The sequence below is a fragment of the Streptomyces albidochromogenes genome (genome assembly GCF_005981925.1).
Taxonomy (GTDB): Bacteria; Actinomycetota; Actinomycetes; order Streptomycetales; family Streptomycetaceae; genus Streptomyces; species Streptomyces albidochromogenes.
Map to the genome: position 1 here is coordinate 1 of NZ_VBVX01000390.1, position 5,350 is coordinate 5,350.

The 5,350-nt window shown below is 73.3% G+C and carries 4 protein-coding genes; 2 read left to right on the forward strand and 2 right to left on the reverse strand.

From position 1 onward, the window contains the following. Both E2E34_RS30790 and E2E34_RS30795 read left to right on the forward strand, forming a co-directional pair. A partial coding sequence (locus E2E34_RS30790) for a glycoside hydrolase family 3 C-terminal domain-containing protein (RefSeq protein WP_208765387.1) occupies positions 1-881 on the forward strand: 881 nt, incomplete at its 5' end. 61 nt (positions 882-942) lie between these two features. After that, a complete protein-coding gene (locus E2E34_RS30795) occupies positions 943-1,983 on the forward strand; it encodes a LacI family DNA-binding transcriptional regulator (protein WP_138905146.1) in 1,041 nt (346 codons plus the stop codon). A 74-nt stretch (positions 1,984-2,057) separates the two neighbouring features. On the opposite strand, the gene E2E34_RS30800 is transcribed toward E2E34_RS30795, so the two are convergent. Further along, positions 2,058-3,152: a DUF1996 domain-containing protein gene (locus E2E34_RS30800; RefSeq protein ID WP_138905147.1), complete on the reverse strand. Its 1,095-nt coding sequence runs from the start codon at positions 3,150-3,152 to the stop codon at positions 2,058-2,060. A 26-nt stretch (positions 3,153-3,178) separates the two neighbouring features. After that, positions 3,179-5,329, reverse strand: coding sequence for a discoidin domain-containing protein (locus tag E2E34_RS30805; RefSeq protein ID WP_138905148.1), 2,151 nt, complete (start codon positions 5,327-5,329; stop codon positions 3,179-3,181). Positions 5,330-5,350 lie beyond the last annotated feature (21 nt).

A 5,350-nucleotide genomic window follows, 5' to 3' on the forward strand; every position in this document is an offset into this window, starting at 1 on the left:
TCGACGGTCAGGCTCATCCGCCCGAACCCGCCGAGGCGATCAGGGCGGCGGCCGACGCGGCCCGCGGCGCCGACACGGCCGTCGTGTTCGTCGCCAGCGCGCGGGACGGCGAGTCGGAGGGGCAGGACCGCACCGGGCTCGGCCTGCCCGGCGCGCAGGACGCGCTGGTGCGCGCGGTCACCGAGGCCAACGCCCGCACGGTGGTCGTCGTCAACGCGGGCGGCCCGGTCGAGATGCCGTGGCGCGACGCGGCCGCGGCGGTGCTCCTGGCCTGGTTCCCCGGCCAGGAGGCGGGCGCCGGCATCGCGGACGTGCTGTTCGGCGCCGCCGAGCCGGGCGGGCGGCTGCCGACCACGTGGGGCGCGGCTCTCGACGACGTACCGGTCACCGGGACCCGCCCCGAGGGCGGCGTCCTCGACTACGCCGAGGGCATCCACATCGGTCACCGCGCCTGGCTGCGTGCGGGGCGCCGGCCCGCCTACTGGTTCGGGCACGGACTGGGCTGGACGACCTGGGCGTACGAGGCGGCGGCCGTCGACGGACCGGCGCCCGACGGCTCCTTCACGGTCCGCGCCCGGGTGCGCAACACGGGCCCGAGGCGCGGCAGGGAGGTCGTACAGGTGTACCTCGCGAAGCCGGACTCGGCCGTGGAGCGCCCCCACCGGTGGTTCGCCGGGTACGCCGCCGTCGAAACCGGACCCGGCGGGGCGGCGACCGCGCACATCACCGTGGCGGCGCGGGCGCTGCGGCACTGGTCCGTCGCCGACGGCGGCTGGTGCGTGGAGCCCGGCGCGTACCGGGTGCTCGTGGGACCGTCCGCCGGAGAACTCCCGCTGTCCGCGACGCTCGACGCCGGACGGCTTTCCGTCGTACGCCCCTGACCTGCCGTCCGGTCCGGGAGAGCGCTCCCGCGCCGCGCGGTGCGGCCGGTAGGGTGCGGGCATGACCAGAAAGGCGCCCACCCTCGAGGACGTGGCGCGGGAGGCGGGCGTCTCCCGGGCGACCGTCTCCCGCGTCGTCAACGGCATCCGCAACGTGGACCCCGCCATCCGGGAGACGGTACGGGAGGCCATCGCGCGCAGCGGTTACACCCCGAACCGCGCAGCCCGGTCACTGGTGACCCGGCGCGCCGGGACCATCGCCCTGGTCGTCTCCGGCGCGGGCGACGACACCGGCGGCGAGCGGAACGAGTTCGCCGCCCGGGCCCTCGCCGACCCGTTCTTCGGCCGCGTCGTCAGCGGCGTCGTCGGCTTCCTGCGCCCCCGCTCGACGCACCCGGTGCTGATGTTCGCCGAGTCCGAGGACGCCAGGCAGCAGGTGCTCGCGTACCTGCGGCAGGGCAGCGCCGACGGCGCGCTGGTCTTCTCCACGCACGCCGAGGACCCCCTGCCGGGCCTCCTCGCGGCCGAGAGCCTGCCCTGCGTCCTGTTCGCGCGCCCCGCGCGTCCGGCTCCCGTCACGTACGTCGACCTGGACCACCGCGAGGGCGGGCGGCTGGCCGCCGAGCACCTGCTGGCGCGCGGCTGCCGCCGCGGCGCCACGATCGCGGGCCCGCTGGACCTGCCGGCGGCCCAGGACCGCCTCTCCGGGTTCCAGGACACGATGGCGCGCCACGGCCACCCCTACGTCCCGATCGCCGAGGGCGGCTTCACCCTCGACAGCGGCGCCTCGGCCATGAAGCGGCTGCTGGCCGAACACCCCGACATCGACGGGGTGTTCGCCGCGAACGACCTGATGGCCCAGGGGGTGTGTCAGGCGCTGCGGGCGAGCGGCCGGCGCGTGCCGCGGGACGTGGCCGTCATCGGTTTCGACGACTCCAGCGCGGCGCTCGCCTGCTTCCCGCCGCTGACCACCGTCCGCCAGCCCATGGAGGAGATGGCGGCGACGATGGCGCGCCTCCTCCAGGAGCAGATCGAGGGAAAGCGGACCGAGCCGACGTCGGTGATCTTCGAACCGGAGCTCGTGCGCCGCGAGTCGGCGTAACGCGAGCGCCCGGCCCCTCCCGCCGGGGGGCGGGAGGAGCCGGGCAGGTGGTGCGGTGGGCGGGGACCGAGAGGTCAGGGCAGCCGGTACTGCGCGTTCAGTGCGGCTCCCGCCCCCGGATGGGCCTCGTCGTAACCGCGCGCGTCGCACTGGAGGCCGCCCACGATGCAGTGGGTCACCAGCTTGGCGAGCGTCGGCTCGTGCCAGGCGTTGAAGAAGTCGTAGTGGAACGAGTAGCCGCGTCCGCTCGCCAGCCGGACCTGCGCCATGTCCCCGTCCACCGGGAACGCCATCTTGAACTCGACCATCGGCAGCGCCACCGGATGACTGGTGGGGCAGACGTTGTTGTTCGTGCCCGACTTCACCACCGGGTAGGCCATGTGCGCCCTGTGGTCGGGGGTGTCGAGGTTCCGCCCGTCCCAGCAGCTCGGGGCCTGCATCCGGAGGTTGAGCTGGGTGCCCGCCGGGCAGTTCTGCGGGAAGTCGACGTTGCGGAAGCTGTCCCCGCACTCCCAGCCCTCGACCCAGCCCTTGTGGTCCCGGAACTCCTGGGCGCTCTGCGTCGGGCTGCCGACCACGTACCGCAGTCCCTTGGGGAAGGGGCGGACACTGCGGTAGTCGGTCACGCCGGCCTTGTAGTAGATGACCTGCGGCCCGGTCGGCAGGATCTTCCGGTCGCCCTTGTAGAGGGACGGCATCCAGTACGCCGACGCGTCGCCCGGCGCCTTGCAGGTCGTCGCCCCGCCGTACAGTGACGCGGTGACGCTCGTCGCCGAGGTCGTGGTGTTGCCCATGAACGTGTGGTCGTGGGACGCGCCGCGCTGTCCCGGGTAGACGATCGGGTCGTCGGGGGCGGTGTGGCCGGCCGAGCAGTTGGCCTGGAACTCGTGGAAGTAGCGGGCGGGCGGTTCGGCGTCGGAGGGCGTGACGCCGGTGACCGGCGGGACGGCCGGGATGTAGCCGTCGCCGTCGGGGTCGTCCCCGAACGGCACGGCGGCTGCCGCCACGTGGCCCGAGTGGGAGCCCCCGGGCGGCGGTCCGGCAGGGTCGGCGGCGGTGGCGATCGTGCCGATGCCCAGGGCCGAGGCCGCCAGGGCGGTGGTGAGCAGCAGGGCGGCGAGCGGTCTCGACGTGGTTCTCGACGTGCTCCGGTTCCTTCTCGTACGCATACCGGTCTCCTTCCAGCGGGGACGGATCAGCTGTAGACGCCGAACTCGTGCAGCGAGTAGCCCCAGCCCGTGCCGCGCGCGGTCAGCTGGAGCCGTACATGACGGGCGGTCTCGGTGAGGGCGACCGTGTCCACGTCGCCGTTGCCGGACGTGGTGGTGTGGACCGTCCGCCAGTTGGTCCCGTCGTCCGAGACGCGGACCTCGTACGCCTTGGCGTACGCCGGGTCCCAGACCAGCTGGAGCGTGCGGACGGGTGTCCGTGCGCCGAGGTCGACGGAGATCCACTGCGGGTCGCTCCAGTCGCTGGCCCAGCGGGTGTCGAGCCTGCCGTCGGTGGCGCGCTCCGGCGGGCAGGGGCAGTCGCCGTACGACGCCTGGGAGCTGGAGGCGGTGGTGGCCCGGCCCTGGGCCACGTTCGTCCCCGGCACCTGGGGGGCGACGACCTTCACGGACTTCGTCTCGATGCCCGCGTTGCCGCGCCCGTCCTCGGCCTGGAGGTAGACCTTCCAGACGCCGAGCTTCTCGGGCGCCGTCACCGTGAAGGTGCCGTCGCCGGTGGACCTCCACTGCGCCGGGACGAGGCGCTTGTCGCCGTTGGCGTAGTTGCCGCTGAGGAAGATCTTGTACGTGACGGGGTCGTTCTCCGGGTCCCGTACGTCGGCGCGGACCGTGAACTCCTTGCCGGCGGGGGCGGAGCCGGCCGGCGTGACCGCCATGCCGCTGACGACCGGCGGCAGGTTGTCACCGCTGTTGGAGCCGGTGAACGCCTTTTTCACCGCGTAGTACGACGGCCGCTTGAGCCCGTCGGGGATCAGGTTGAACCACACTCCGCCGAAGTCGTGCTCCAGGCCGTAGTGGAAGAGGGTCGCGCCCAGCGCCACGCCCCGGTGGCCGGTGGTGCACTCCCACGCCTTGGTGTAACCGTCGCGCTTCTGCACGTCGGTGGGCTCGTCCGGGACGCCGTTGGCGTCGTCGGGGACCTCCCACTCCCCGGCGGGCCCGGTCTCGGTGATGATGTAGGGCTTGGTGTAGCCGCCCTCCTCCCAGTCCTGCCGGACGCCGCAGATGTCGCCGTACGCGTTCATCGAGTACAGGTCGAGGTCGGGCGCGTTGCGCTGGTAGTAGGGCCAGGCGCCCGTCCACGCGTCGGTCGAGGTCACCGGGTGGTCGGCGTCGATCGTGTGGATCTTCTTGGCGACGTCGTTGACGAAGGTCGTGTACGCGTTCCGCTGCGCCTCCAGCCGGCTGCCGCTGTAGCAGTTCTGGAGGCCGAGGACGGATTCGTTGCCGACGTTCCACATGAGGGTCGCCGGGTGGCTCTTGTAGGTCTCGACCCACTTGGCGATCTCGGTGAGCATGGTCGTTTTGTACGCGGTGTCGCTGACGTAGTCGGCGCAGCCGCCGCTGCCGGGGCCGCCGCCGGGCTGGAGCCAGAAACCGTTCATGACGCGCAGGCCGTTGGCGGCGGCCGCGTCGAGCAGGGGCCTGGTGCCCGCGTCCGTGCCCCAGGTGCGGACGGTGTTGACGCCCATCGACTTCAGGTCGGGCATGTACTTCGGCGCGTCCGCGAGGGCCGGACCCCAGGTCAGGCCCTTGACGGTGTACGGCTGCCCGCCGACCGTGAGCTGCCACGCGCCCTGCGTGCCGGTCACCTTGACCGCGCCGCCGGGTGGGGGCTGCGTGGTGCCGTCCGAGCCGTACACCTGGAACTCCCAGAGGGAGTAGCCGTATCCGCCGGAGCGGGTGGTGCCGAGCATCCGGACGTAGCGTCCCGACCCGGTGAGCGCCAGGTCGTCGGTGCCGCCGTCGGAGTCGGTGACCTTCTTCAGGGTGGTCCAGTCGGTGCCGTTGTCCGAGGCCTGGATCTCGTACGCCTTGCCGTAGGCGCCTTCCCAGGTCAGGACCGCCCGGCTGAGGTCGGCGCGCCGGCCGAGGTCGACCTGGATCCACTGCGGGTCGGACCACTGGCTGGCCCAGCGGGTCCGTGTGAGGTCGCCGTCGACCGCCTGGCCGGCGGCGTAGCCGTCGCCCTCCCGGGAGGAGGCGGTGGCGGGCTTGCCCTGGGAGAGGAGCGCGTCGGCGGCGCGGGCCCGCTCCGGCGGGGTGACGACGGCGAGGGAGGAGGCGAGTAAGGCGGCGAGGGTGAGCGTGAGGGCGGGTCTGCGCAAGGCCAGCATGGCGGCTCCTGGTGGGGGGGG

Excerpts from the sequence above, each read along its gene's own strand:
- E2E34_RS30795 (WP_138905146.1), top strand. The coding sequence starts at position 943 with ATGACCAGAAAGGCGCCCACCCTCGAGGACGTGGCGCGGGAGGCGGGC.
- E2E34_RS30805 (WP_138905148.1), bottom strand. The coding sequence starts at position 5,329 with ATGCTGGCCTTGCGCAGACCCGCCCTCACGCTCACCCTCGCCGCCTTA.
- E2E34_RS30800 (WP_138905147.1), bottom strand. The coding sequence starts at position 3,152 with ATGCGTACGAGAAGGAACCGGAGCACGTCGAGAACCACGTCGAGACCG.